This is a genomic window from Paenisporosarcina sp. (assembly GCF_057785155.1).
Genome location: NZ_JBYNRN010000012.1, coordinates 1 through 25,169 on the forward strand (window position 1 = coordinate 1; position 25,169 = coordinate 25,169).

At 38.1% G+C, this 25,169-nt stretch carries 26 protein-coding genes, 7 tRNA genes and 1 riboswitch; of the genes, 27 read left to right on the forward strand and 6 right to left on the reverse strand.

What is annotated here, in order from left to right; genetic code table 11:
• The first annotated feature begins 54 nt into the window (after window positions 1–54).
• The 7 genes from AC3EA5_RS03270 (at window position 55) to AC3EA5_RS03300 (ending at window position 697) form a co-directional block, all read left to right on the forward strand.
• Window positions 55–130, forward strand: a tRNA-Asp gene (locus AC3EA5_RS03270).
• A 74-nt stretch (window positions 131–204) separates the two neighbouring features.
• A tRNA-Phe gene (locus AC3EA5_RS03275) sits at window positions 205–280 on the forward strand.
• Window positions 281–285: 5 nt separating this feature from the next.
• Window positions 286–359, forward strand: a tRNA-Gly gene (locus tag AC3EA5_RS03280).
• A gap of 10 nt (window positions 360–369) precedes the next feature.
• Window positions 370–446 (forward strand) — tRNA-Ile (locus AC3EA5_RS03285).
• Window position 447: 1 nt separating this feature from the next.
• Window positions 448–522, forward strand: a tRNA-Asn gene (locus AC3EA5_RS03290).
• A gap of 5 nt (window positions 523–527) precedes the next feature.
• Window positions 528–618 (forward strand) — tRNA-Ser (locus tag AC3EA5_RS03295).
• A 7-nt stretch (window positions 619–625) separates the two neighbouring features.
• A tRNA-Glu gene (locus AC3EA5_RS03300) sits at window positions 626–697 on the forward strand.
• A gap of 136 nt (window positions 698–833) precedes the next feature.
• On the opposite strand, the gene AC3EA5_RS03305 is transcribed toward AC3EA5_RS03300, so the two are convergent.
• On the reverse strand, window positions 834–1,745 hold the full coding sequence (locus tag AC3EA5_RS03305) for a 1,4-dihydroxy-2-naphthoate polyprenyltransferase (RefSeq protein ID WP_488607052.1): 912 nt from the start codon (window positions 1,743–1,745) through the stop codon (window positions 834–836).
• A 174-nt stretch (window positions 1,746–1,919) separates the two neighbouring features.
• Here AC3EA5_RS03305 and AC3EA5_RS03310 point away from each other — a divergent pair, with 174 nt between their 5' ends.
• The 6 genes from AC3EA5_RS03310 to menC are packed head-to-tail and all read left to right on the forward strand — an operon-like array spanning window position 1,920 to window position 9,272.
• Window positions 1,920–3,302, forward strand: a complete 1,383-nt coding sequence (locus AC3EA5_RS03310; protein ID WP_488607053.1) for an isochorismate synthase — start codon at window positions 1,920–1,922, stop codon at window positions 3,300–3,302.
• A complete protein-coding gene (menD, locus tag AC3EA5_RS03315; protein WP_488607054.1) occupies window positions 3,295–5,016 on the forward strand; it encodes a 2-succinyl-5-enolpyruvyl-6-hydroxy-3-cyclohexene-1-carboxylic-acid synthase in 1,722 nt (573 codons plus the stop codon). Before AC3EA5_RS03310 ends, menD begins: the two co-directional genes overlap by 8 nt.
• Window positions 5,004–5,831: a 2-succinyl-6-hydroxy-2,4-cyclohexadiene-1-carboxylate synthase gene (gene menH, locus AC3EA5_RS03320; protein ID WP_488607055.1), complete on the forward strand. Its 828-nt coding sequence runs from the start codon at window positions 5,004–5,006 to the stop codon at window positions 5,829–5,831. The genes menD and menH overlap by 13 nt, the downstream gene beginning before the upstream one ends.
• A 12-nt stretch (window positions 5,832–5,843) precedes the next feature.
• Window positions 5,844–6,662, forward strand: a complete 819-nt coding sequence (gene menB, locus AC3EA5_RS03325; protein ID WP_394188326.1) for a 1,4-dihydroxy-2-naphthoyl-CoA synthase — start codon at window positions 5,844–5,846, stop codon at window positions 6,660–6,662.
• A 55-nt stretch (window positions 6,663–6,717) separates the two neighbouring features.
• Entirely contained in the window at window positions 6,718–8,157 is a 1,440-nt protein-coding gene (locus AC3EA5_RS03330) for an o-succinylbenzoate--CoA ligase (protein WP_488607056.1), read from the forward strand.
• A complete protein-coding gene (menC, locus tag AC3EA5_RS03335; protein WP_488607057.1) occupies window positions 8,139–9,272 on the forward strand; it encodes an o-succinylbenzoate synthase in 1,134 nt (377 codons plus the stop codon). Before AC3EA5_RS03330 ends, menC begins: the two co-directional genes overlap by 19 nt.
• 13 nt (window positions 9,273–9,285) lie before the next feature.
• Here menC and AC3EA5_RS03340 read toward each other — a convergent pair whose 3' ends face one another.
• The 3 genes from AC3EA5_RS03340 to ytzI form a co-directional block, all read right to left on the reverse strand.
• On the reverse strand, window positions 9,286–10,296 hold the full coding sequence (locus AC3EA5_RS03340; protein ID WP_488607058.1) for a metal ABC transporter solute-binding protein, Zn/Mn family: 1,011 nt from the start codon (window positions 10,294–10,296) through the stop codon (window positions 9,286–9,288).
• 105 nt (window positions 10,297–10,401) lie between these two features.
• On the reverse strand, window positions 10,402–10,632 hold the full coding sequence (yidD, locus tag AC3EA5_RS03345) for a membrane protein insertion efficiency factor YidD (RefSeq protein ID WP_488607059.1): 231 nt from the start codon (window positions 10,630–10,632) through the stop codon (window positions 10,402–10,404).
• Window positions 10,629–10,778: a YtzI protein gene (ytzI, locus tag AC3EA5_RS03350; protein ID WP_488607060.1), complete on the reverse strand. Its 150-nt coding sequence runs from the start codon at window positions 10,776–10,778 to the stop codon at window positions 10,629–10,631. Before ytzI ends, yidD begins: the two co-directional genes overlap by 4 nt.
• A gap of 99 nt (window positions 10,779–10,877) precedes the next feature.
• Between ytzI and AC3EA5_RS03355 the strand changes: the two genes are divergently transcribed.
• From AC3EA5_RS03355 to AC3EA5_RS03380, 6 genes are all read left to right on the forward strand, one after another.
• Window positions 10,878–11,327 carry a Dps family protein gene (locus AC3EA5_RS03355; protein ID WP_394188332.1) on the forward strand — a complete coding sequence of 150 codons (450 nt, stop codon included), beginning with the start codon at window positions 10,878–10,880 and terminating at the stop codon, window positions 11,325–11,327.
• Between the two features lie 91 nt (window positions 11,328–11,418).
• The gene (locus AC3EA5_RS03360) at window positions 11,419–11,601 is read left to right on the forward strand and encodes a putative motility protein (protein ID WP_394188333.1); all 183 of its coding nucleotides are present in this window, start codon (window positions 11,419–11,421) and stop codon (window positions 11,599–11,601) included.
• An 84-nt stretch (window positions 11,602–11,685) separates the two neighbouring features.
• A complete protein-coding gene (locus tag AC3EA5_RS03365) occupies window positions 11,686–12,018 on the forward strand; it encodes a transposase (protein WP_488607061.1) in 333 nt (110 codons plus the stop codon).
• Between the two features lie 55 nt (window positions 12,019–12,073).
• Window positions 12,074–12,541, forward strand: coding sequence for an NUDIX domain-containing protein (locus AC3EA5_RS03370; RefSeq protein WP_488607062.1), 468 nt, complete (start codon window positions 12,074–12,076; stop codon window positions 12,539–12,541).
• Window positions 12,525–13,319: an alpha/beta hydrolase family protein gene (locus AC3EA5_RS03375; RefSeq protein ID WP_488607063.1), complete on the forward strand. Its 795-nt coding sequence runs from the start codon at window positions 12,525–12,527 to the stop codon at window positions 13,317–13,319. The genes AC3EA5_RS03370 and AC3EA5_RS03375 overlap by 17 nt, the downstream gene beginning before the upstream one ends.
• Window positions 13,316–13,765, forward strand: a complete 450-nt coding sequence (locus tag AC3EA5_RS03380; protein ID WP_488607064.1) for a hypothetical protein — start codon at window positions 13,316–13,318, stop codon at window positions 13,763–13,765. Before AC3EA5_RS03375 ends, AC3EA5_RS03380 begins: the two co-directional genes overlap by 4 nt.
• Window positions 13,766–13,928: 163 nt before the next feature.
• Here the strand turns inward: AC3EA5_RS03380 and pckA are convergent, their stop codons facing one another.
• On the reverse strand, window positions 13,929–15,515 hold the full coding sequence (gene pckA, locus AC3EA5_RS03385) for a phosphoenolpyruvate carboxykinase (ATP) (protein ID WP_488607065.1): 1,587 nt from the start codon (window positions 15,513–15,515) through the stop codon (window positions 13,929–13,931).
• Window positions 15,516–15,710: 195 nt separating this feature from the next.
• Window positions 15,711–15,834, forward strand: a riboswitch (SAM riboswitch).
• A gap of 240 nt (window positions 15,835–16,074) precedes the next feature.
• Between pckA and metK the strand changes: the two genes are divergently transcribed.
• Window positions 16,075–17,271 (forward strand): methionine adenosyltransferase, encoded by a 1,197-nt coding sequence (metK, locus tag AC3EA5_RS03390; RefSeq protein WP_488607066.1) that lies wholly within the window; start codon window positions 16,075–16,077, stop codon window positions 17,269–17,271.
• 47 nt (window positions 17,272–17,318) lie between these two features.
• Here the strand turns inward: metK and AC3EA5_RS03395 are convergent, their stop codons facing one another.
• On the reverse strand, window positions 17,319–17,834 hold the full coding sequence (locus tag AC3EA5_RS03395) for a gamma carbonic anhydrase (protein ID WP_488607067.1): 516 nt from the start codon (window positions 17,832–17,834) through the stop codon (window positions 17,319–17,321).
• Between the two features lie 160 nt (window positions 17,835–17,994).
• Between AC3EA5_RS03395 and AC3EA5_RS03400 the strand changes: the two genes are divergently transcribed.
• From AC3EA5_RS03400 to AC3EA5_RS03430, 7 genes are all read left to right on the forward strand, one after another.
• On the forward strand, window positions 17,995–18,795 hold the full coding sequence (locus AC3EA5_RS03400) for an alpha/beta hydrolase (protein WP_488607068.1): 801 nt from the start codon (window positions 17,995–17,997) through the stop codon (window positions 18,793–18,795).
• Between the two features lie 181 nt (window positions 18,796–18,976).
• The gene (locus AC3EA5_RS03405) at window positions 18,977–20,434 is read left to right on the forward strand and encodes an alanine/glycine:cation symporter family protein (RefSeq protein WP_488607069.1); all 1,458 of its coding nucleotides are present in this window, start codon (window positions 18,977–18,979) and stop codon (window positions 20,432–20,434) included.
• A gap of 77 nt (window positions 20,435–20,511) precedes the next feature.
• On the forward strand, window positions 20,512–20,757 hold the full coding sequence (locus tag AC3EA5_RS03410) for a hypothetical protein (protein ID WP_488607526.1): 246 nt from the start codon (window positions 20,512–20,514) through the stop codon (window positions 20,755–20,757).
• An 819-nt stretch (window positions 20,758–21,576) separates the two neighbouring features.
• Entirely contained in the window at window positions 21,577–22,011 is a 435-nt protein-coding gene (locus AC3EA5_RS03415; protein ID WP_488607070.1) for a hypothetical protein, read from the forward strand.
• Window positions 22,012–22,067: 56 nt separating this feature from the next.
• Complete coding sequence (locus tag AC3EA5_RS03420) at window positions 22,068–22,835, forward strand: hypothetical protein (RefSeq protein WP_488607071.1); 768 nt, start codon at window positions 22,068–22,070, stop codon at window positions 22,833–22,835.
• 71 nt (window positions 22,836–22,906) lie between these two features.
• Window positions 22,907–23,668 (forward strand): hypothetical protein, encoded by a 762-nt coding sequence (locus tag AC3EA5_RS03425; protein ID WP_488607072.1) that lies wholly within the window; start codon window positions 22,907–22,909, stop codon window positions 23,666–23,668.
• Window positions 23,669–23,831: 163 nt separating this feature from the next.
• Window positions 23,832–25,148 (forward strand): NAD-dependent malic enzyme, encoded by a 1,317-nt coding sequence (locus tag AC3EA5_RS03430; protein ID WP_488607073.1) that lies wholly within the window; start codon window positions 23,832–23,834, stop codon window positions 25,146–25,148.
• The last annotated feature ends 21 nt before the right edge of the window (window positions 25,149–25,169 follow it).

The following is a 25,169-nucleotide window of genomic DNA, read 5'->3' on the forward strand; positions in this document are numbered from 1 at the left end:
GTCGGGCTCATAACCCGAAGGTCGCAGGTTCAAATCCTGCCCCCGCAACCAACTGGTCCCGTGGTGTAGCGGTTAACATGCCTGCCTGTCACGCAGGAGATCGCGGGTTCGATTCCCGTCGGGACCGCCATTTTTTAAGAAATATCAGAATTGAAATAAGCAATGAGACTAACAAAGTTTCGAAGCTTAGTGCAATTCAATTGTGGCTCAGTAGCTCAGTCGGTAGAGCAAAGGACTGAAAATCCTTGTGTCGGCGGTTCGATTCCGTCCTGAGCCACCATATTTGCGGGTGTAGTTTAGTGGTAAAACCTCAGCCTTCCAAGCTGATGATGAGAGTTCGATTCTCTTCACCCGCTCCATTTTTTATGTGGGCCTATAGCTCAGCTGGTTAGAGCGCACGCCTGATAAGCGTGAGGTCGATGGTTCGAGTCCATTTAGGCCCACCATTCCGAAGTAGCTCAGTGGTAGAGCAACCGGCTGTTAACCGGTTGGTCGTAGGTTCGAGTCCTACCTTCGGAGCCAACTCTGGGGAAGTACTCAAGTGGCTGAAGAGGCGCCCCTGCTAAGGGTGTAGATCGGGCAACCGGTGCGAGGGTTCAAATCCCTCCTTCTCCGCCAGATGTTTGGCCCCTTGGTCAAGCGGTTAAGACACCGCCCTTTCACGGCGGTAACACGGGTTCGAATCCCGTAGGGGTCATTTAAGAAGATGCGCTATCATTAGATAGCGTGTTTTTTTATGGACTTTTTTATTGGATGCATTATGTGTTCAACTATTTCAATTTGGGCATACAAAAGGACTGCTTCGTTTATAACGACTAAGCAGTCCTTTGCATTTACATTAAATAGCCAATCAGTATCCCAACGCCTAATAGAAAACCAAAGATTGTATTGGTTAAAGCCGTATCTTTCATCGCTGGCATAACTTCTAATGGATGTTCGTACGTTCTGAAAGTTTTAATTGCGTGAATTGGTTTTTTTATGCTTAAAAGAACTAGTAAAGACCATGGTGTAATCATACCAAGTGCAACCATCACAATAATCCAAACGTAAGAAACGATAAATAATAATAGCAAAACAGTAATTGCATGCTGACGGCCAATTAAGATAGCCATCGTGCGTCTACCACTTTCTTTATCACCTACAATGTCTCTAATGTTATTTGATAACATAATTGCTGCAACGAGCAACATGCTAGGAATGGATAATAGCACTGCAAGCAGAGTAATCTGTTCCGTTTGAATATAAAAAGCAATTAACACAATCAACATGCCCATAAATACGCCGGAGAATAATTCTCCGAATGGTGTATATGCAATAGGGAAAGGTCCGCCTGTATAAAAGTAACCGATTGCCATTGAAACTGCCCCAACTACAGCTAAGAGCCAAGTTGTCTCTAAACAAATATAAATCCCGAGAAGTGCAGCAATTCCATAAAGCAGGAAGGCTAATTGTAATACTGTTTTAGGTGCTACTCCATTACGAACAATGGCTCCGCCAATCCCTACTGATTTTTCATTGTCTAACCCTCTTGCAAAGTCATAATACTCGTTAAACATATTGGTAGCCGCTTGAATTAATAAGCTTGCCACTAACATAGCTAAAAATAAAATCCAGTTAATAGGACTATATGATAAGGCAATCATGGTTCCAAGGAATACCGGTACAAATGATGCGGTTAAGGTATGTGGTCTTGTTAATTGCCACCATACGCGCCAACCGGTATCGGCTTTTAAATCGTGTGACATTTGTTTTTCGCTCCTTCTAGTGTTTTTACCTCTCTCATTGTACTTCATCCAATAGTTTATGGATAGATTGTTTGCTTAACGGGTGCTGAAATGGCGAGAAAGAGGTATGATAGAAGGTATGATATTCAAGGATAGTCACGAAAACGTGTAGTCCTATTTACGGAGGGAAAATGGATGAAACAGAAGTCTTTTACATCCACTAATTTGACGATTGAAGATGAAACTTCAACGTATTATTTTTATACAGAAACTATTGAAGTAAGTGGCTTATCCTCGATTGCCTTTTTTGAAGCAGGCGAGTCATATAAAGGTAACCGGTTTTATTGGCAGAATCGTGAAAAGACTTTTACGCTAGTAGGTCTCGGTCATGCTTATGTGATACAAAATTCGTTACAAGATCATCGTTTTGAAGATATAGATTCACAATGGAAAAAGTTATGTGCATCGATTGTTAATGAAGAGCATGAACTTCAACCAATATTGTTTGGTGGATTTTCTTTCGATCCATTAAATCAAATAGAGTCAGAGTGGGATTCGTTTCCTTCTGCATACTTTGCTGTACCATCATTTCAATTAGTTATAAGAGATGACCGGGTTTTTATTAGCATCCATTTAATTACGAAAGATCCAAACTCTCAGATTGCATTTGATCAATTACGTACACAACGAGATGACTTAATACATGCTGCACAAGTGAATGAATTAAAACCCTATGCGAAGCCGGTGGTTTCACACTTAACTGAACGTTTTAAAGAAACGTATTTAGATGCTGTTTCTCATGTAACTCGACTTATTGAAGCTAAGGAAGCGCAGAAAGTCGTGATAGCTCGTTCATTGGCATTACAATTTATCGAAGAAGTTAGTTCACCTTCAGCTATGTATCATGTTTCAAAAGAACAACCGGAAAGCTTTGTGTTTGGCTTAGAGCTTGAGGAACAATTATTCTTTGGAGCGACGCCTGAAAGGTTAGTGAAAGTAGAAAATCAAAAAGCACTGTCTACTTGTCTGGCCGGTTCTATAAAAAGAGGTCAAACGGCAACAGAAGATCAGCAGCTTGGAAATGAATTGCTTCAGGACGCGAAAAATCGTGAAGAGCATCAATATGTCGTGGATATGATTTCGCAGGTATTTGAAGAATACTGTGAAGAAGTGAAAGTACCTAAAAATCCTAAACTAATGAAAATTAGGGATATCCAACACTTATATACACCGGTTGAAGGAACCTTGAAAAAGGGACAAGGCTTATTACAACTTGTCCAAGACTTACATCCTACTCCAGCACTTGGTGGGGAGCCACGAAATGATGCAATGGCCATTATTCGTATGGTAGAACAAATGAATAGAGGGTATTATGCGGCTCCTATTGGATGGATTGATGCAAATGGTAATGGTGAATTCGCCGTCGCTATTCGATCAGCTTTATTAAATAAAGACCAAGCATACTTATATGCAGGTGGCGGGATTGTCGGTACGTCAGATCCAACTTCTGAATATGCAGAGACCTTGGTTAAATTTAGACCTATGTTACGCACTCTTGGAGGTAAGTTAAATGGATGATCATCGTGCAATTTTGACTGAATATGTGCACTCGATAGCACAAGCCTTCCTTGATGCTGGTGTTACGGAAGTGGTGATTAGTCCAGGTTCAAGATCCACTCCTTTAGCGTATGTGTTTAGCCATATGAAGGAATTTACAACGTATATGCAAATAGATGAGCGTTCAGCAGGATTTTTTGCCCTCGGATTAGCAAAAACGAAGAAAAATCCTATTCTATTACTATGTACATCTGGGACTGCGGCCGCGAATTATTTTCCAGCCATCGTTGAAGCTAATTATGCAAGAGTACCATTGATTGTGTTAACGGCAGATCGACCACATGAGTTACGTGAAGTTGGCGCACCTCAAGCAATCGATCAAATTCAGCTTTACGGAAATCATGTAAAATGGAGCGTAGACTTCCCACTAGCTGATTCAAGTAGTGAAACGATTCCTTTTGTGGAACGCCATACGGCAAGAGCAATTGCACAAGCAAAAGCTGCACCAATGGGTCCAATCCATATCAATATTCCGTTTAGAGAACCTTTACTACTTGATTTTGATTTCATCAAGAAGCCTTCAACATTTCAACAGTCATTTTCAGGGGATGTACAAGCTTCTGAAGAGGCTAAAAATTTCGTTGCCGAAAAAATTAATCAAGCTAAGAGTGGATTCATTATGGTTGGTGAACTGCCAAAAGAGTTTTCACACGAAGACTTTTGGACTTTTGCTAAAGTCTTGAAATGGCCGATACTAGCGGACCCACTTTCGCAATTAAGGTCAAATGTTCCAGAAGCATGTCAAGATTACTTAATTGATCAATATGACGCACTTCTAAAAAACGAAAATTTTGCGCAATCTATGATTCCAGAAGTCGTCATTCGCTTTGGTGCTCAACCCGTTTCAAAACCATTAACTCTATTTTTAAAAACCTACCAACCTAAGACATTCATTATCATTGATGAAAATCCTGTCTTTCGTGATTTCATAGGAGTTGTGACCCACCATATTCATTCCGTACCTAACGTTTTTTGGAATGAATCGTATGTGAATGAATCAAGTGATTATCTTAATAAATGGACACAAGCAAATGAAATGGCAACTAACCATGTAAATCAATACATAGCCAATCAAAAGGATGAGGGAGCATACGCAGGATTGTTGTTTCAACATTTAGAGGATTCAAGTGATTTGATCTGTGGTAGCAGTATGCCGATTCGAGATGTCGACACGTTTTTCAATAAAACATCAAAGGACATTGGCATTTATGCAAATCGTGGGACAAATGGAATTGATGGAGTTGTCTCGACAGCTTTAGGGATTCAGCAGTCATTAAAGAGATCTAGCACACTCCTTATTGGTGATATCTCCTTTTTACACGATGTGAATGGCTTGTTAGTGTCTCGTTTCCATAAGACTGATTTAACGATCGTGGTGATGAATAATGACGGAGGTGGAATCTTTTCATATCTACCCCAGTCATCTGAAGAACAATATTTCGAAAAGTTATTTGGGACACCAACAGGATTATCATTTGATTCCATTGCGCATATGTATGAAGCGGAATATTTCTTGATTGAATCAAAAGAGGCATTTCTGACAGCATTGAAAACTCCGAAACAAACGGATATTCGAATTATTGAAGTGAAGACGAATCGTCAAGAAAATGTTAGGGTACATCGACAATTGTGGAAAGCGATTTCTGAGGAGATTGACCAGTCATGGAACATTTAAGTGCGAATGTTAGAGGAATACAAATCAGTTATACGATGACAAATCCCGATGCAAACGAGTCTATTGTATTTTTGCATGGCTTTACAGGAAGTTGGAGATCTTGGGAACCAGTTGTTAAACTTCTACCAAAAGACATCAACTGTATCTCGATTGATTTAATGGGACATGGTTCAACAGAAGTAAGTTCAAATTCTGAACGCTATCGGATGAATGAGCAATTACTCGATTTAGAGGAGTTCTTTTCTGCGATTCAGTTATCTAGATTTTCATTAGTTGGGTATTCAATGGGTGGGCGTATTGCTTTAGCTTATGCATTAGGACATCCACAACAAGTTAAGAAATTAGTGTTGGAAAGTGCTTCACCCGGACTAAAGGCCAATGAAGAGCAACAGTTGAGACGACAAGCTGATGATCAATTAGCTGATCGGATTGAACAAGATGGACTCGAATCATTTATCGATTTTTGGAAGAACATATCTTTATTTGAATCTCAAAAGTCACTTTCGAATGAAAAGCAGCATGAAATTCGTTCCGAAAGGCTTGCACAATCTGCGGTAGGTCTCGCGAATAGTCTGAGAGGGATGGGGACTGGACAACAACCATCTTATTGGTCGAAACTAGATAAACTAGAAATGCCTGTGTATCTAGTGACTGGAGAATATGATACAAAGTTTACCGAGATTGCGGACGAAATGGTCAAAAAGTTAAAAGATGGATCCCATCTGCAAGTTTCGTCAGTTGGACATGCAATACATGTGGAAAATCCCGTTCAGTTTGCTACAATAATAATGGAGCAATTGATTGATGGAAATTAGAGGAGGAAGATTATGACACGTCAATGGGTAACAGAACGTACATATGAAGATATTAAATATGAAACATATAACGGGATCGCTAAAATTACGATTAACCGTCCGGAAGTTCGAAATGCTTTCCGTCCTAAAACGGTGAAGGAATTACTTGAAGCTTTCACGTATGCACGTGATGATTCAAAGGTTGGCGTTATTGTTTTAACAGGGGAAGGAGAAAAAGCCTTCTGCTCAGGTGGTGACCAATCGGTACGTGGTCATGGTGGATACGTAGGAGAAGACGAAATTCCACGTTTAAATGTTTTAGATTTACAACGTTTAATTCGTGTTATTCCTAAACCAGTAGTTGCAATGGTAGCAGGTTACGCCATTGGTGGCGGACATGTTCTTCATGTTGTTTGTGACTTAACAATTGCTGCTGATAACGCGATTTTCGGACAAACAGGTCCAAAGGTTGGATCATTTGATGCGGGTTATGGCTCTGGTTATTTAGCTCGTATTATTGGTCACAAAAAAGCGCGAGAAATTTGGTATTTATGTCGTCAGTATGATGCGCAAGCCGCACTTGATATGGGCTTAGTCAATACAGTTGTGCCTTACGCTCAGTTAGAAGACGAAACAGTTCAATGGTGTGAAGAAATGTTATCTATGTCTCCAACAGCTTTACGATTCTTAAAAGCTGCAATGAATGCAGATACAGATGGCTTAGCTGGACTTCAGCAAATGGCTGGAGACGCAACTCTTCTTTACTACACAACTGATGAAGCGAAAGAAGGCCGCGATGCCTTTAAGGAAAAACGTAAACCTGACTTTGGTCAGTTCCCACGATTCCCTTGATTTGAACTTCCAAAGCTGTCCTTTATGGGCAGCTTTTTGTAAAGGAGAAGATTTTTTGTATCCAAATTTAATTACTAAAAGAGCTTCCTTAACACCTCAAAAAACTGCCATTATTTTTGGTCAGGAGAGATGGACATTCAAAGATGTGGAAGTCGTAGCCCGTGAAATGGCAGGGAAACTTCGATCAGTAGGCATTGAACCAGGAATGAGAATTGCTTTGCTTTCATCTACGAACACAGACTTTTTGAAGGTCATATATGGCTGTATGTATGCAGGTTGTGAGATGGTCTTTTTAAATGAACGATTGAGCGAAGAAGAATTGAAGTATCAAGTGGAAGACTCAAATGCGGTTAAAATTTTAGTAGATGATAGCTACGCATCAAAATTAATAAGTAAATCTGTTTGTTTATTTTCAACTTTAAATCAAGCACCCATTGAACAAGTTACTTCTGCAAAAGAATGGGCACCAGATCGGACGATTTCTGTTATGTACACATCGGGGACTACTGGGTTTCCTAAAGGTGTTCGCCAAACAATGGAAAACCATTTTTCGAGTGCGACTGCTTCTGCATTCAATATGGGGGTTGACCCTAATGATGTATGGTTATGTACGATGCCGTTATTTCATATTAGTGGATTTTCGATCATCATGCGCTCACTAATCTATGGAATTGGCATTTCATTGTACGCCAAATTCGATGCTGTTAAAATAACGGATGAATTAATTGATGGCACAGTCACACATATGTCTGTAGTGTCCGTCATGCTTGAGCGGATTCTAACAGAATTAGAGCATCGAAATGAACTTGTTTCAACTAAGTTTAAAATCATGTTAGCTGGTGGTGGACCCATTCCGATTGCTTATTTGGAGCGAGCTCAAGCTAAAGGCATTGCCATTTTACAAACATACGGTATGACAGAAACAAGTTCGCAAACGTCAACTTTAGCTGCGGAAGATGCGAGGAGAAAAATCGGTTCTTCAGGGAAACCTCTTTTATTAAATGAAATAAAGATTGATGGTGCAACCTCACCTCATGAAATCGGTGAAATCCTTATTAAGGGTCCTCACGTAACGCCAGGGTATATCGGTCATTTTGCTAATCATCCTGCACAAAGAGATGGCTGGCTATATACTGGGGATGTCGGTTATCTTGATGAAGAAGGCTATTTGTACGTTGTTGATAGACGATCCGACTTAATTATTTCAGGTGGAGAAAATGTTTACCCTGCTGAAGTTGAGAATGCCATACTGAAACATTCCGATATTTTGGGTGCAGGGGTTTGTGGTCACAAAGACGAGCAATGGGGAGAGGTACCTGTCGCATTTATCGTAACGAATGCGCAAATTACTTTAGAGTCATTGCAGAAATTTTTATCAAACCATTTGGCGGCATATAAAATACCCAAGTTTATGTATGTAGTAGAAGAACTCCCAAGGAATGCCTCGAACAAATTGTTGAGAAGAGAGTTGAAAAAGTGGCTACTATCAAAATAATAAGTGCAAAGATGTTTCACGTAAAAGTACCATTAAAAAAACCCTTCACAACACATTTACAATCGGTCGAGGAGCGGGAAAGTATTCTTATTGAGCTGATGGATGCCGATGGAACGATCGGTGTAGGAGAATGTGTGGCTTTTACTTCTCCTTGGTATACAGAAGAAACAGTATCCACTACTTGGCATGCGATTGAACAATGGTTAATGCCTTTGGTCTTGAATGAAGCTCTTACGCATCCAAATGAATTAGATCATGCCATGTCTTCCGTCAAAGGAAATCGTATGGCGAAGGCATCTTTAAATCATGCTTTATGGGATATTTATTCCAAAAAAATGAATCAACCTTTGTGGAAATTAATTGGTGGAGTTAAAAGCGAAATTGAAGCTGGTGTCGTGATTCCAGAAAACAATTTCACTGATCTTATAAAAAAAGTAAATGAGGCAGCAACAGATGGATATAAGCGAGTTAAGTTGAAAATATCTACTACTTCAAATCCAACAGAATTGAAGGAATTGGTTATTCGATTTCCTAACTTGCAATTTTTCGCCGATGCAAATGGTGCGTTTTCAAAGGATTCAATACATATTCTTAAGCAGTATGATGAGGTTGGACTAACGCTTATCGAGCAGCCTTTTAGTGAAGATGAGAATCTCTTGTCAGCACAAGTTCAAGCGACGATGAAGACACCTTTTGCATTAGATGAAAGTATTACTAGCTATACAGATGCCAAGCAAATGAACAAAGAACAATCAGGGAAAATCATTGTGCTCAAACAAGGTCGAGTTGGAGGGTTAAGTGAGGCGTTAAAAATACACCAACTTGCGATGGAAGAGAACATTCCACTTTGGATCGGTGGAATGATTGAATTTGGTGTTTCAAAAGCATTTAATGCTACCTTTGCGTCATTACCGTCCATTAAGTATCCAGGTGACTTTAGTTCAGCCGACTATTTTTTTGAACAAGATTTAGCCACTCCACCCGTTCAAGTTCAAAATGGAATTTATTCTTTAACGAATGAACCGGGAGTAGGAGTTTTGTGGAACCACGAATTAATCGAACAGTTTTTAATTAAAAAACAAGTATGGAATGAAAAACCACGCAAAGGAACTTAATCCCTTTACGTGGTTATTTTAATGCTTCTTCTAGTGTCGTTAAATTTTTCTCCATTAATGTAAAATAGGTTTCATCGTTTTGAATATCTTCTTCAGTAAGGACGCTGAGATTATGAAGAATACCTGATTCAGCTCCAACCTCCGATTGAATCACTTTTGCTAAGTTTGACGAAACATTTTGTTCGAACAATATCGTTTTAATTTGTTTCTCTTTTGCTAGTTCTACAATTTCAGTTAATTCTTTTTGAGAAGGTTCATCTTGTGAATTCAATCCAGCAATTGCAACCTGCTCCAGTCCATATGCCCCTGCTAAATATCCAAACGCTGCATGTGAAACAAAAAATGTCTTGTTGGGTACATTGTTTGCCATTTCTTGAAATTTAGCATCTAAAGCTTCTAATTCTGTTTGCAATGCATCAAAGTTCTTTGTATAAGTTTCCTTGTTTGCAGGATCTTGTTCAATGAGTGAATCTTGAATCGATTTTGCTAACTTTATACTGATAGTGGGTGAAATCCACAAATGGGGATCAATGTCTCCATGATCATGATCATCATGATTTTCTACTGCTTCATTTTCATGTCCGTGTTCATCCTCATCTTCATGAGCATCTTCATCTGTGCCTTCATCTTCATGCGCTTGTTCTTGTACCAACTCTTCGTCAGAAACGGAATTAGAGGTAGCAATTAATTTTACTTGCTCATTCGCTAATGTTTTTTGGGCATTATCAACAAAGCCTTCAAGTCCCATGCCAATATAGAAAAATAAATCTGCATCTGCAAGATTCATCATATCCTTTTGCGTAGGGTCAAACGTATGTTCATTTGAACCAGTTGGGTAAATTGATTTTACTTGAACGAGGTTTCCACCAATTCGCTCTGTAAAGTATGTGAGAGGATAAACGGTTGTGTAAATGGTTAATTTATCTACGTCATTATTTTCTTGAGGAAGAGTTTCTTTTTGTCCGCATGCAGCGGTAAATAGGATAAGTATGCTAGTAAGTATTATAAACCATGCTTTTTTCATTAATTGATCTCCTTAATAGTAATCATTACGATTTGTTTTATAACCTTTATTAGCATACAAGAATCGTTCCAAAAAGACAAGAAAAAAGAAATGACTTTTTTCAAGTCATTTCTTCTTCGGCCATTCTTCAGGAACTGGATCATATCCACCTTCATGAAAAGGATGACAACTTAATATTCTTTTTGTGGCTAAGTAAATACCTTTAAGGGCACCATGTTTTTGAACTGCTTCAACTCCATAATGCGAACAAGTCGGATAGAATCGACAACTTGGGGGAGTTAAGGGAGAAATCACTTTTTGATAAAATCGAAATATGCCGATTACAATATATTTCATACGTTCTTATCATCCGTCATTGATTTTTGTGGTACTGGATCAATTGTGTGTTTATGTGAATATGCTTTCTTTGTTGATAAAAGGAAAATGAGCGTTATTCCAATGACAACAATGAACGCAACAACTAAAAGTAACCATAAAGTCATTTCTTTCACTCCATTTCTGTCTGTATGTTTATTGTAGTGACTTTAGTGGTAAATTAACAGTAGAAAAGCTTTAAATATAAAAGAGGAGAGTGTTTTTTTATGTCAGCAGCATTAAACAAAGAATTAAATAAGCAAGTAGCAACTTGGTCAGTTATGTATACGAAATTACATAATTTCCATTGGTATGTAAAAGGACCTCAATTTTTCACACTTCATGCTAAATTTGAAGAACTTTATAATGAAGCAACACTTCATATGGATGAAATTGCGGAAAGATTATTAACATTAGGTGGAAAACCTGTTGCGACTTTAGCGGAGCATCTTGAATTGTCTGATGTAAAAGAAGCTACTGGGAAAGAATCAACAGATCAAATGGTTAGTTCCGTTGTGAAGGATTTCGATACGATTATGAAATCATTGAAAAAAGGGATGGACGAAGCTGCTAAAGATGAAGATGATATGACGGAAGATTTATTAAATGCTGTCTATCAATCGATTGAAAAACATCAATGGATGCTAAATGCATTCTTAGGTGATACGAATAAATGAGTGAGTATAGACAAATTCCTTTTCAGAGGAATTTGTCTTTATTTTTTGTGAGAATGGACGATATTAGATTTGTAGGGAAGGAGGTATGTTTATGGAAATGAGCTCAATTATGGCAAGTCAATTGAGAGAACTACAGTCTACAGTTCAAATGAGCGTTATGAAAAATGCGCTTAATATGAGCTCGGCATCTGCAGTTGAAATGCTCCAAAACATGCCTGAGCAACCGACAGCTTCTCATCCTTATAAAGGAACAGTTGTCGATATTTCAGGCTAACCCAAAGCAAAAGACATGCCATCAATTTGATGTGCATGTTTTTTGTTTTATGTAACATCCTATCTAAAAGAAAGGATGTATGATATGGCGAAAATATATGTCTCCGTAACCCATCATCAATATTATTTCCATCCAGAAGATTCTCCATGGGAATATGAAATTGAAGGAAAGCCAGAAGTGATTACAATACTGGACGAATTATTTAATCAGAAACAAGAGTGGGAGTGGAAAAATTTCCTCCGTGCACATTTACCTTATATTCCTTATCATTTAGATCCAGAAAATGACGAAGTGGACTTACGATTGAAAAAGCTATATGCAGTCATTCATGAATATGGAACTGATGATGCGAAAGTGCTAATAGAATCAATGCCCTTTTATGCACCAAGGGAACAATCTATGAACGAAATTCGATAAATGTTGAATGCAATGCATGCCTTCGCTACACTTTAATGAAAGGGGTGTAGAAGGCATGTATTTTTTTAAAGATTTAAATGGATATGATGTGACTTTATCATTTGTTCCAGATACGTTTTCCATACCTGCGAAACATGTTCTGATACTTGCTAATAAAGAAGATAAGTGGTTAGTAACGAAACACCCAGAGCGAGGGATTGAGTTCCCTGGTGGAAAGGTCGAAGAAGGCGAGACATTAGTAGAAGCTGCAAAAAGAGAGACATATGAAGAAACCGGTGCTTCATTAACAGATGTGATTTGGTTTGCAGAATATACCGTTCATACAGAACCTCCATTTCGTAAAGTAGTATTTAGAGCGACCGTTGATCACATAGTGAAACTGAACGAACAGTTTGAAACAGATGGCTATAAATGGATGACTTTGACTGAATTTAATAAAGAGGAAAATCTAAGTTTTCATATGAGAGACGAAGGTATGAAAAAAATGTTGGAAAGAGTGATGCTGAATGAAAAAAAGCGGTGAAATCTTCTCTAAACAGCCTTACCCAAGTCCAAATCCGAGTATCCAACTAAGTGAAATTATTTATTGGTCCAATGGTTTACGAGTAAAAGGTTTACTTGCAGAGCCAAAAGGAAAAGGTAATTATGAAGGGATTCTATACTTACGTGGGGGAATTCAGCGAGTTGGCATGGTCCGACCTAGCCGAATCGCTCAATTTGCTGCGCAAGGCTTCGTCGTTTTCGCACCCTATTATAGAGGGAATCGTGGAGGAGAAGGCTTTGATGAGTTTGCAGGTGATGATCGATATGATGCCGTACACGCAGTAAATGTATTAAAACTTTTTCTAAAGGTACATAGAATACATATCTTTTCTTTTTCTAGGGGAGGAATCATGGCCCTATGGACAGCCATCTTACGTAATGATATTGCCTCTGTGGTTACGTGGGCCGGAGTTACAGATGCTGCCTTAACGTATGATGAACGTAAAGATATGAGACGAATGATGAAACGAGTTATTGGTGGTACTCCTACCAATCATCCCGAGCTTTATCATGCAAGAACACCATTGAATTTTATGGATGAGTTTACGTCCCGTGTACTAATTATTCATGGCTTGCAAGATCAGCATGTAAGTCTAGAACATGCAAAGAAGCTAGAAGCTAAACTATCGCAATCAAAGAATGAAGTGAAAACTTGGTATTTTGAAAAATATAAGCATCACTTCCCACCTGCAGTAAATAGACAAACAGTAAGAGATTTAACACAGTGGATGAGAAATACGAAAGGGGATTTGTCATGAAACATATTAAAATTCAATTAGAAACAACCCATTCTGAACACAAAACATCATTTCCAATTACGACGTCTTATTGGCAAGAACTTTGGGATACATACACCACCGATTTCAGTTCAGTAGAAATTCATTGTTGGAAAGTAGAGCCAAAACACATTGAGGAACTTGAGAAAATCGCTTCGCTAATTCAAGATCAAAATTTAATTATGGCTTATACCATAACCTTGAACGAAGAAAATCGAGAATTTTTGCGAAATAACTCCATTGATGAAAATGGGGGATTAAAATGGTTTACGTTGTTATTCTATAAGGAAACGACGCAAATGTTGGAAATTGGACAATATGGTTCTGAAATTAGTTTGTACGGGATTGATGAAAAGGAAGCGGAGACATTTAAAGCGATCTTTCCTGAAAATATCGAGTCAGAATATTTTAAAGAACATTTAATGTGACATAGAGTATCACACATTAGAAATGTATCTATCAAATTAATTTATTGTAGCTTAGCTATTTTGGAAAGGGAAGAGACGAACGGGATGAAGCTCGAGCTGTCTCCGAAGAAGTTTTGTCATATGAAAAAGAGCTTGCACAAGTTAATGTGCAAGCTCTTTTTGATTAAATAATTGGTCCACCTTTAGAAGAAATATCTTCTGAAACTGATCCGAATTTTTTGAAGTTTTCACGGAATTGATCAGCCAATTCTTTTGCTTTTTTATCGTAAGCATCTGGGTCTGCCCAAGCATCGCGTGGATTTAATACGTTTGTTGGAACGCCAGGGATTTCTGTTGGAATTGCTAAACCAAAAACTGAACCTTTGTTTGTTTCCACATCATCGAGTTTTCCTTCAAGTGCTGCACGAACCATAGCTCTTGTATAAGATAACTTCATGCGGCTACCAACGCCGTATTCTCCACCAGTCCAACCGGTATTAACTAAGAATACTTGTGAGTTATGCTCATCAATTTTCTTACCTAACATTTCTGCATAAACAGTTGCAGGTAGTGGTAAGAATGGAGAACCGTAACACGTTGAGAAAGCAGCTTGAGGTGAAGTGATTCCACGCTCAGTTCCTGCAAGTTTCGATGTGAAACCGCTTAGGAAGTGATACATCGCTTGCTCTTTCGTAAGTTTACTGATTGGAGGCAATACGCCAAATGCGTCAGCAGTTAAGAAAATAATTGTTTTTGGATGACCAGCTACAGATGGGTCTACAATATTATCAATTGCTTGAAGTGGGTACGCTGCACGTGTATTTTCAGTTAATGAGATATCATCGTAATCAGCAATTCTAGTTTCTGAGTCTATAACTACGTTCTCTAAAACAGAACCAAAACGAATTGCATCATAAATTTGAGGTTCATTTTCATGCGTTAAATTAATCGCTTTTGCATAACATCCGCCTTCAATATTGAAGACGCCATTGTCTGACCAACCATGCTCATCGTCACCGATTAATTTGCGATCAGCATCAGCTGATAATGTTGTTTTACCTGTACCTGATAATCCGAAGAACAAAGCAACGTCGCCTTTTTCTCCAACGTTAGCAGAACAGTGCATTGGAAGAATACCTTGTTCAGGTAATAAGTAATTCATGATCGAGAAGATCGATTTTTTCATTTCACCAGCATACTCAGTACCACCGATTAAAATAATGCGCTTCTCCATTGACACCATGATGAAAGTTTCTGAAGACGTACCATCTACTGCTGGATCTGCTTTAAAAGTCGGAGCAGATACAATCGTGAAATCTGCTTCGTGAGTAGTTAGCTCTTCTGCAGAAGGGCGAATAAATAATTGGTGAGCAAAAAGGTTATGCCAAGCATACTCGTTAATCACTTGTAAAGATAAGCGAGATTGTTTGTCTGCACCAGCAAAGCCTTTAAACACAAATAATTCTTCTTTAGTTTTTAGGTAATCGATTACTTTCTTATATAATGAGTCAAAAATTTCAGATGAGATGGGTTGATTAACAGGACCCCAGTCAATTTTGTCCTTTGAAATGTCTTCTTCAACCATGTACTTATCTTTAGGCGAACGACCTGTGTATTTTCCAGTCTCCGCTTTTACAGCACCTGTTGATGTTAAGACAGCTTCTCCGCGTGATGTTGCTTTCTCCACTAATTGTGGAACTGAAAGTTGAACGTGCACGTTTTGGCCATTTAACAATTCGTTCAGCTCGGTAATTGTGTTCACTGAATTCATGTATATGTACCTTCCTTTTTCAAGTATTCCCGATAAAATGGGGTAATTTTGATTCGAGAATTAGTATAACACATTCCGTTTAATAATCTACACTAATAGCCTGTATAAAATGTAGATATTTCTTGTCAAAATTTATGTGCATAAAATGTTTGACATTGTCGAAATTGTTTATTATGATGTAAAACTGAACGGATACTCTTATCCCGAGCTGGTGGAGGGGTCAGGCCCTATGAAACCCGGCAACCTGCGATTATATGATTTCATATAATTGGCGAAGGTGCTGAACCTGAAGCAAGGTGAATTCCTTGGATGATAAGAGTGAAAGGTGCCTACTAAATCATACCTTTCCTCATGTAATTGACGTGAGAGAGGGTTTTTTTTATGCTATCTCAGTAAATTGCATATAAATGGATGATTTAACACAGACATCTCCCTTTATCCTCGTGTAGAAGCCCGAAACGGCGAAAGGTTTTATTCAATCGAGTAAAGCTTGACATGGGAAATGAGTACCGTTTGAATTTTCCGAGAGAAATCTCGAAGGATATAGGAGGAATTAATAATGACAACTCGTCGATTATTTACATCAGAATCAGTAACAGAAGGGCATCCGGATAAGATTTGTGACCAAATCTCAGATGCAATATTAGATGCGATTTTAACAGAAGATCCAAATGCACGTGTGGCATGTGAAACAACAGTTACAACAGGATTAGTTCTTGTTGCTGGAGAAATCACAACGTCTGCATATGTTGATATTCAAAAAGTAGTTCGTGAAACCGTTCGTGAAATTGGTTATACTCGTGCAAAATATGGTTTTGACTCAGAAACATCAGCTGTTTTAACAGCAATCGATGAGCAGTCAGCTGATATCGCAATGGGTGTTGACCAAGCATTAGAAGCTCGTGAAGGTTCTATGTCAGATGATGATATTGAAGCAATCGGAGCTGGAGACCAAGGGTTAATGTTTGGGTTTGCTTGTAATGAAACGCCTGAATTAATGCCTCTTCCAATTAGTTTAGCTCACAAGTTAGCTCGTCGTTTAGCATTGGTTCGTAAAGAAGAAATTCTTTCTTACCTACGTCCAGATGGTAAAACACAAGTAACTGTAGAATATGATGAAAACAACAAACCATTGCGTATTGACACAATCGTTATTTCTACTCAACATCACCCAGAAGTAACGCTTGAACAAATCCAACGCAATCTGAAAGAACATGTTATTAATCCAGTTGTACCTGCAGAATTAATTGATGAAAACACAAAATACTTCATTAATCCAACTGGTCGCTTTGTTATTGGTGGACCACAAGGAGATGCAGGTTTAACAGGACGCAAAATTATCGTTGATACTTACGGTGGTTATGCTCGTCACGGTGGTGGAGCATTCTCTGGTAAGGATGCAACAAAAGTTGACCGTTCTGCAGCTTATGCAGCTCGTTATGTTGCTAAAAACATCGTAGCAGCAGGTCTTGCTGATCGCTGTGAAGTTCAATTAGCATATGCAATTGGTGTTGCTCAACCTGTATCGATTGCTATTGATACATTTGGAACGGGTACAGTTGAAGAGTCGAAAATGGTTGAAATGGTTCGCGAATTATTCGACCTACGCCCAGCTGGAATCATCAAAATGTTAGATCTTCGTCGTCCAATCTACAAACAAACTGCAGCATATGGACACTTTGGTCGTACAGACATAGATGTTCCTTGGGAGAAAACAGACAAAGCTGCTGCATTAAAAGAAAAAGCAGGCGTTTAATAGAAAAAAGCTGCTCCGGAAAAATTCGGAGCAGCTTTTTCATTCTATTAATCCTTTTGCATTGTTTTATAAATTTGTCCTTTTTCGGCATACTCTCGAACAATACGTTCCATATCCTTACGGTCTTCATCGTTTAAATCTCTGACTACTTTAGCGGGTCTCCCAAGAGCCAGTACACCCGGCGGAATCACTTTACCTGGTGGGACTAAACTGCCTGCGCCAATAAACGCCCCTTCTCCGATTACAGCTCCATCTAACACAATCGATCCCATACCAATTAAAGCACCTTGTTTCACCGTACAACTATGTAAAGTCACTTGATGACCGACAGTTACCTCATCTTCTAAAATTAATGGAAAAGCTGGACTCTGATGCAAGCAACATAAATCTTGAATGTTCACCTTATTACCGATAATCGTTTTATTCACATCTCCACGGATGACCGTATTGAACCATACCGTAGACTCTGGACCAATCGTGACATCCCCACTAATTGTCACAAAATCAGCTATATACACAGATGAATCAATTTCAGGAGTCTTTCCATTAAAAGGGTAAATCATTACATGACCTCATTTCTTCGTTTAGCTAAGTTTCATTATACTAAAAAAGAGGGAATCATAACTAGAATAGAGTGAAAGCCTTTTTTATCCATCCTCTAAATCAGTTGTGTAATGGTATAATAAAAGGATTAATAGCATTTAGTAAAAGGGGAAGATGTTCATGTGGAAATGGGAAGCAGAAGGTAAAGCAAAAGCTGTCATAGCTATTGTACATAGTGCATATGAGCATCATCGTCGTTACGCATGGACGATTGAACAATTTAGAAATTCGGGTTTTCATGTGGTGATGGGAGATCTCCCAGGTCACGGTGAAGATTCTTCATTAAATGAGGCACATGACGAAGATTTTGAGTTGTATTCTAAATACGTCAAACAACTAGTTGAAGTTTCCATGGCGGATTCCTTACCTGTATTTGTAATGGGACATGGAATGGGAGCGACTTTGGTTATGCATGCATTACAAACTCATTCGATTGAATGTGCAGGAGTCATTTTGACCTCACCATGGTTAAATTTGCGTATCCAGCCGTCTAAATTATCTGGTGCTCTAGCGAATATGGGCAAGCTAGCAGATCATATGAAGAGTACTCATGAAATTTCAATAAAAGAATTGACACGTAACTATGATGTATATGTACAAGAAAAAGACGATCCTCTTTTTACAAATAAAATTACATTAAAGTGGTATAGAGAGTTACAAAATTTAAAGAAAAATACGGTTAGTAGTGTTGAATCCATCTCCAATATCCCGGTTTTATTAATGACAGGTGAACGAGATAAAGTGACGGATCCAGTCTTTAGTGAAAACTGGCTGAGCAAGCAAAAATTATGTGAGTATCAATTTAAAGAATGGAAAAATGCTTATCATGATTTATTTCATGAACCAGAGCGTGAAAATGTTTATTATTACACGGAATCATTTATGCACAATGTTCTGCGTTCCATTGGGTACATTATTTAGGAGAATACACAAAAAGAAAGAGCACTTGACTGTGCTTTTTCTTTTTATCTTCATCTATTAAAAACTAGCTTAAAATAATATTTTTTCAGACTATTTCTATTTCTCGGCTTGTGTTCATACAATATCTATAATATAGTGAATTGTGTGACAATAATGTGAACTATACAAAGGGGGAGAACAGATGGAAGAGTTTATTGGTCAAGTAAACAATTTTTTATGGGGTCCGTGGATGATTTACGGATGTTTAGCAGTGGGACTTTTATTTTCAATTCTTACACGTTTTGTTCAAGTTCGTTTAGTGAAAGATATGGTTCAACAGATTTTTAAAGGTAAAGAGTCAGCAGCTGGGGTATCTTCATTCCAAGCATTAGCTATTGCTTTATCGGGTCGTGTTGGTACGGGTAATATTGCAGGTACAGCAACGGCGATCGCATTTGGTGGTCCTGGTGCCGTTTTCTGGATGTGGATGATTGCCTTCATTGGTGCAGCATCAGCATTTGTGGAATCAACACTTGCACAAATTTATAAAGTGAAAGATCAAGGGCAATACCGTGGTGGTCCAGCCTACTACATAGAAAAAGGAATTGGCGTGAAGTGGTATGCCATTCTATTCGCACTAGCTGCTTTATTAGCAATGTCGATCTTAATGCCAGGTATTCAATCGAATTCAATTGCAATCGGAATGGAAAATGCATTCGGATTAGAGCGTTGGATCACTGGTGCAGCAATCGTTGTCATTTTAGGTATCATTATCTTGGGTGGAGTTAAACGTATTGCACATGTTGCGCAATTAGTTGTTCCATTCATGGCAATTGCTTATATGTTAATGGCAATTGTTATTATCGGAATGAACATTACTGAATTACCAGGTGTCATTTCATTAATTTTCTCAAGTGCATTTGGTTTTGATTCTACTTTCGGTGGGATGATCGGTGCAGCAATTGCTTGGGGCGTTAAACGCGGAATTTACTCAAACGAAGCTGGTCAAGGTACTGGTCCTCACGCAGCAGCAGCTGCTGAAGTATCACATCCTGCAAAACAAGGTTTGGTTCAAGCATTCTCAGTATATATCGATACTTTACTAGTTTGTTCGGCAACAGCATTTATGATCCTATTTACAGGAATGTATAATGTTCAGTTAGATGATGGAGAAGGCGCATTTGTTGTAGAAAACTTACCAGACATTGAAGCGGGTCCTGGCTATACACAAGCTGCCATTGACCTTGCACTTCCTGGAACAGGAATTGGCGCTGGATTCGTTGCAATCGCACTATTCTTCTTCGCATTTACAACAATCATGGCTTACTACTATATGGCTGAAACAAATGTGGCTTACTTATTAAAAGGGAATGCTGAAAAAATCGGGATTTTTGTTCTGAAAATAGTAATCCTTGTTACAGCGTTCTTAGGAACAGTTCGTGAAGCTGGTCTTGCTTGGGCGCTAGGGGATGTCGGTTTAGGGTTGATGGTATGGTTAAACTTAATTGCCATCTTAATCATTGCCAAACCGGCACTTATTGCACTAAAAGACTATGAAGCACAGAAGAAAGAAGGCTTGGATCCTGTCTTTGACCCTACTAAACTAGGTATTAAAAATGCAGATTTCTGGGTTGAGTACAACGAAAACTTGAAAAAATAATACACATTCGCCCAACCTAAGTTGGGCGATGTTTTTTCTGTTATAGTTAAAGTTAAAAAGGGGTATGTTACGTGGAAATGGCTTTATCAGTCTTTATCATTGCAGTGGGAATTAGTGTTTTTATTATCATGAAGAAATTCTCTCATACGAACAAAACGTACTTAGTGAACTTTGCCATTGCGCTTCTATTAGGTTTACTAGTATTGCGCACACTTATGCTCGATCCAATTGACTGGATCGGATACTTAGCCATCGTATTTTGTGCACTCGGCTTCCTCGCACAATTAATTTTAGGATTTAAAAACTTAAAAACTTCAGAATAAAAAACCAACCGTTGCTGCGTGCAACGGTTGGTTTTTTATTTGGGTTGTTGTTTTATACCACTCCGCTTCCATTACTAATCATTCTCTTCGGGCAATAAAGTTCGTCAGATGATCTTTAACCATGACATTCTACTAAGATCTTTCAACATTATCCATCAAGTATTAATCTTATTTGGTATCTAGATATATTTAAGTTGTTACAGAAGTAGAGTTAGTTTTGATTATTTATTTTGTTTAAGTAGAACAATTAAATAAGAAATAAACTCATCAAAGCTCCTTTTTGATGTATACATAATTTATTTGTTTACGGTAATAATAAAAAGTTCTGCATATTTCAGTTATAAACACATATATTTTTGGAGAGAATGATTAAGTGGAAGGGAATGGAAAATAAAAATCCAAGCATTTTTTTTTTGCTTTTTAGTAAGAATTGAATATTTTTCCATTGTTTCGACTTTTCCTTACAAATAAAAAAACGAATTCGACAGAAGCTTACAGAACCTCCTATGTACTAATAAATTTATTTGATTTAAATTTAGATGGTAGGAAAAAAGGTTCAAGTAATTTTTACATGTGAATAAATAATTTTATTAAGTAGAACTTTTTATTCATTTAAATGTAATTATTTGAATATTTTTTATGAGTATTAAGTACTTTGTACTTTTACTATAAATTAATTTGGCCTGAGAGCCCCAAGGGAGAGGGAATATGAATCAACTATTCAAATCAGTTTATTAGTAAAAACATTTGTACCAGTATTTCGCTTCGATTGCTCTACTACGAAAAAATGTTTATAGCAATTGGAAGGGAGAGGAATTTATGAAAAAGCTTATTGGAATTATAATTGCCTCCTCTGTGCTGGTTAGTGCAGGATCGATTTATGCAAATGTTGATCCAGCAACCAAACTCTCAAATTGGTATGATCATTCATTTCAAAAGGAGAGCGAAAAATTAGGAGCAGAGACGGCAGTTGGTTTAGTTAAAACTGTAGGGCAGGTAAAAATTTTTTTGAGTGAATCAAGAGAATTACTTGAAACTTCAATCGTTAATTACACTGCTGACCGTGTAAAAGAGGTCGTTTCAGAAATTAATAAAATCAATAACGAAAATGAAAATCGTATTGAACAAACAGTTTCTGAATTAAAAAAAGAAAACTTCGATGATTATGCTAAAAATGCAAATATTGAAGTTCAGATCGAACAAGATATCGAAAATATCTTAGAAGACGTGTTAAATGAAACAAGCTCTAAATGAATTTCTCGAAACGGGTCAATTCATTAAAAAAAACCAACGACAAAGGGGACATTTAAATGTTAAAAACAGTTAAAGGTAAAGTAATCGCAGGTACAGTAACAGCAGTTTTGGTATCAGGGGCAGGCGTAGCGTTCGGAGCTTCGAATGCTGGTGATAAACTAGAAGCATGGTATGATGGTCAATTTGGAACGGCTTCTTCTAATATTGAAAGAGACGTTGCGGCTAACGTTAATAGCAGAATTAATGGTTTAGCAACTGAATACAACGGCTTAAAAACAGCTGCAGAAACAAGTATTAGTAATGATGGTACAAGTGCATATACTACAGCAAGTGGTAATATTGATACAAAGACTCAAGAGCATATCGAAGCAATTGCAGCACAACAATTGCATATCGAAGGCTATATGGATGATCAGTTTGCAAGATTATCATCATTTGCTGACGGGCTAATAAATCAAGCTGGAAATACGGCTTTGGGTTATGCAAATAGAGATTTAACTAGTTATACAGGAACTAAAGGTGAAGCTGCACGTGCAAGCCTAACTACAGAACTAGGAACAGATACTAGTGAAGCAGTTGGTGAATTACAACAAGCAATTTCTGATGCAAAAGGTGACCTTCAAGATCAGTTAGATTCACTAGAAGCTGCAACTACTGAAGACATTATTGCTGCTATTGATGCTAAAATTGAAGATCTACGTACAATTATCACACAAAAAAGAGATGATTTAGTTGCTGCTCAAAAAGTTCTTATTGACGCAAAAGCACTTGAGTTAGAGGAAGCTGCAAAAGCTGCTTTACAAGCTGAAGTTGACGGCATTTAATTAGTTATTTTCATACTAAATAAGGACCTCGTTTTTTAGAGGTCTTTATTCTTGTAACTGGAGGTATTGAATTGGATAGTAGAGCTGAAAAATATAAAAAGAAGCGCAAAACTAAGAAAAATATCGTTTTAATTGGTGCGGTCATTTTAACACTTGGTATCGGAAGTGGTATGAAAACGACATTTGCAGATGCTGATGTCAGTACAATGTTAATTAATTGGTTTAATAATAAACAATCCGATTCTATCAGAGAAATTGATACAGCAATAACAGCTGAAAAAGAAATCTTATTAGCCGATTTGAAAATACAACTAAAAGCTGAAATGGATGCTGCTGAAAGTGATCTTGATCAATTTACTGAGCAAATAAAATCGGAACGAATTGCTTCATTGAGAGAACATGCATCTACTTTAATCGCTAACATAGATATTGATAACAGCGAACAACAAGCCGCTATTACTGCGAATATCGATTCAATTGTTGAAAATGCAATTGCACAAATGAATGGTGCTGCGGCTACGGTTCCTGAGACGGTTGTAGTGCCTGTACCGGAATCACCAGTAAAAAGTGAACCAGTAGAAGTTCCTGAAACAAAGCCAGAGCCAATCAGTGAAACGGTTCCAGCTCCTGTAACTCCTACTCCAGAACCATCTCCAATAACGGATCCAATTATAGAACCTGTAACTGAATCAGAAACTGAAGAGGAAACAGAAATAGTTGAAGAGCCTACAACTGAATCAACTCCAGAGCCAATCTCCACACCACCAAATATAGTAGTTGAAGATGTTCAAGCAAATCGCGATTCGAGCTTGGAAGATGAGTTAACTGAATAAGTTTAGTTTTAAATGAGGGCTCTCTAATGAGGGTCTTTTTTTTTCGGATGTGATAATTAAATATTAATACAAATAAATACTACTAATAATCTCTCCAAAAATTTGCTATAATGGACGAATGACTTTTTCTAGCAAAGATGCGTAGGAAAAATAGGAGGATATTATGGCATTACAAGAAATTATTCGTACGTTAATCGTTGAAACACCGTCAAAACCAGGGAACTTTGCGAAAGTGGCAACAGCTATAGGGGTAGCGGGTGGAGATATAGGAGATATCACAATTATCAAGGATGGAACGTTATCTACGATTCGTGATATTAGTGTTAAGTGTGAAAATCTTGAACAGTTAGATCAAGTAATTGAAAATGTTCGAGCGATTAGTGAAGATGTTCATATACATGCAGTAACGGATGACGTTTTAAAAGCACATGAAGGCGGAAAAATTCACATGAAGAGTCGCATTGATGTCCGCTCTTTAGGGGATCTTCGTCGAATTTATACACCGGGCGTTGCGAGTGTGTGTTTAGACATTCAAGAAGACCCAGATAAAGCACGCTATTTTACAAGTATAGGTAACACAGTTGCCATCGTTACAGATGGAACGGCGATACTAGGGCTTGGTAATATTGGTCCTGTTGCCGGAATGCCTGTAATGGAAGGGAAAGCTGTTTTATTTGATCAATTTGCTGGGATTAGCGGAATTCCTATCTTACTAGATACGAGTGATATTGATTCAGTGGTTGAAACGATTAAGCATATTCATCAAGGATTTGGAGCCATCTTGCTTGAAGATATTGGTTCTCCACATTGCTTTGAAATCGAAGAGCGATTGAAGAAGGAATTGCCGATTCCAGTTATGCATGATGATCAGCATGGAACAGCGGTAGTAGCACTTGCTTCCGTATTATCGGCTTGTCGTGCAACTGGAGTGGACCCTAAAGGAGCTGTTATCGGCCAAATTGGTTTAGGTGCAGCAGGTTTGGCAATATGTCGTATGCTAATGGCTTATGGAGTCGACAATGTTTATGGTATCGATCGTCAGCAAGAAGCATTAGATCGACTTACTAGCTATGGTGGCCAAACACTATCTTCATTGGAAGAGATCATGGCGACTTGTGATATCGTAGTGGCTACAACTGGAGTAGCCGGTCTGATTAAACCGAGTATGGTTCGCCCAGGGCAAATTATTTTAGCGTTGTCGAATCCAAATCCTGAAATTACGCCTGAAGATGCATTAGCGGCAGGTGCTGCTTATGCTGCGGATGGTCGTCTTGTTAACAATGCAATCGGTTTCCCAGGTATTTTTAGAGGGGCACTGGACGCAGGGGCTAGCGAAATTACGTACCCAATGCTTGTAGCAGCGGCTCAAGCAATCTTCAATCATACAAAACCAGGGGATTTAATTCCGAATCCGTTAGATCCTTCTGTACACCAAGTAGTTGCTCGAGCAGTTGAATTAGCAGCTACAAAACAAAAGTAATGAAACAAACCGGTCTTTTCC

What these genes read in the sequence shown, in the direction of transcription:
- metK (WP_488607066.1), top strand. Translation starts at nt 16,075, where the DNA reads ATGACAACTCGTCGATTATTTACATCAGAATCAGTAACAGAAGGGCAT.
- AC3EA5_RS03410 (WP_488607526.1), top strand. Translation starts at nt 20,512, where the DNA reads ATGGCTTTATCAGTCTTTATCATTGCAGTGGGAATTAGTGTTTTTATT.
- AC3EA5_RS03380 (WP_488607064.1), top strand. Translation starts at nt 13,316, where the DNA reads ATGAAACATATTAAAATTCAATTAGAAACAACCCATTCTGAACACAAA.
- AC3EA5_RS03310 (WP_488607053.1), top strand. Translation starts at nt 1,920, where the DNA reads ATGAAACAGAAGTCTTTTACATCCACTAATTTGACGATTGAAGATGAA.
- pckA (WP_488607065.1), bottom strand. Translation starts at nt 15,515, where the DNA reads ATGAATTCAGTGAACACAATTACCGAGCTGAACGAATTGTTAAATGGC.
- AC3EA5_RS03420 (WP_488607071.1), top strand. Translation starts at nt 22,068, where the DNA reads ATGTTAAAAACAGTTAAAGGTAAAGTAATCGCAGGTACAGTAACAGCA.
- menD (WP_488607054.1), top strand. Translation starts at nt 3,295, where the DNA reads ATGGATGATCATCGTGCAATTTTGACTGAATATGTGCACTCGATAGCA.
- menB (WP_394188326.1), top strand. Translation starts at nt 5,844, where the DNA reads ATGACACGTCAATGGGTAACAGAACGTACATATGAAGATATTAAATAT.
- menH (WP_488607055.1), top strand. Translation starts at nt 5,004, where the DNA reads ATGGAACATTTAAGTGCGAATGTTAGAGGAATACAAATCAGTTATACG.
- AC3EA5_RS03305 (WP_488607052.1), bottom strand. Translation starts at nt 1,745, where the DNA reads ATGTCACACGATTTAAAAGCCGATACCGGTTGGCGCGTATGGTGGCAA.
- AC3EA5_RS03370 (WP_488607062.1), top strand. Translation starts at nt 12,074, where the DNA reads ATGTATTTTTTTAAAGATTTAAATGGATATGATGTGACTTTATCATTT.
- AC3EA5_RS03360 (WP_394188333.1), top strand. Translation starts at nt 11,419, where the DNA reads ATGGAAATGAGCTCAATTATGGCAAGTCAATTGAGAGAACTACAGTCT.
- AC3EA5_RS03395 (WP_488607067.1), bottom strand. Translation starts at nt 17,834, where the DNA reads ATGATTTACCCTTTTAATGGAAAGACTCCTGAAATTGATTCATCTGTG.
- AC3EA5_RS03405 (WP_488607069.1), top strand. Translation starts at nt 18,977, where the DNA reads ATGGAAGAGTTTATTGGTCAAGTAAACAATTTTTTATGGGGTCCGTGG.
- AC3EA5_RS03365 (WP_488607061.1), top strand. Translation starts at nt 11,686, where the DNA reads ATGGCGAAAATATATGTCTCCGTAACCCATCATCAATATTATTTCCAT.
- ytzI (WP_488607060.1), bottom strand. Translation starts at nt 10,778, where the DNA reads ATGACTTTATGGTTACTTTTAGTTGTTGCGTTCATTGTTGTCATTGGA.
- AC3EA5_RS03400 (WP_488607068.1), top strand. Translation starts at nt 17,995, where the DNA reads ATGTGGAAATGGGAAGCAGAAGGTAAAGCAAAAGCTGTCATAGCTATT.
- yidD (WP_488607059.1), bottom strand. Translation starts at nt 10,632, where the DNA reads ATGAAATATATTGTAATCGGCATATTTCGATTTTATCAAAAAGTGATT.
- AC3EA5_RS03375 (WP_488607063.1), top strand. Translation starts at nt 12,525, where the DNA reads ATGAAAAAAAGCGGTGAAATCTTCTCTAAACAGCCTTACCCAAGTCCA.
- AC3EA5_RS03415 (WP_488607070.1), top strand. Translation starts at nt 21,577, where the DNA reads ATGAAAAAGCTTATTGGAATTATAATTGCCTCCTCTGTGCTGGTTAGT.
- AC3EA5_RS03340 (WP_488607058.1), bottom strand. Translation starts at nt 10,296, where the DNA reads ATGAAAAAAGCATGGTTTATAATACTTACTAGCATACTTATCCTATTT.
- AC3EA5_RS03430 (WP_488607073.1), top strand. Translation starts at nt 23,832, where the DNA reads ATGGCATTACAAGAAATTATTCGTACGTTAATCGTTGAAACACCGTCA.
- AC3EA5_RS03355 (WP_394188332.1), top strand. Translation starts at nt 10,878, where the DNA reads ATGTCAGCAGCATTAAACAAAGAATTAAATAAGCAAGTAGCAACTTGG.